Consider the following 293-nt stretch of genomic DNA (forward strand, 5'->3'; position numbering starts at 1 on the left):
GTTAAACTAAAGTGAGCGACCTCACATCTACTAAAGCCGTTCTTTCTGGCTTTAGGGTAAAAGAACATGCCCTGCTCTTTTACATCTATAAACTTTGGTAAAGTTACCTTTACCGTCAAACAATATCGCTATTGCTTGAAAACTCAGTAGAGTATGACCTAGTTTTCTCTACTTCGCTCATGTTGCCATGATAAAAGTGGCATCCCTAAGGGGATTCGAACCCCTGTTACCGCCGTGAAAGGGCGGTGTCCTAGGCCTCTAGACGATAGGGACACTAAAACTGCTTAGCAAAG

General features: G+C 43.3%; 1 tRNA gene. It reads right to left on the bottom strand.

Features of this window, described 5'->3' with window-relative positions:
• Nucleotides 1–197: 197 nt before the first annotated feature.
• Nucleotides 198–273, bottom strand: a tRNA-Glu gene (locus ACOB80_RS20870).
• Nucleotides 274–293: the final 20 nt, after the last annotated feature.

The organism is Thalassotalea coralli (assembly GCF_055786205.1).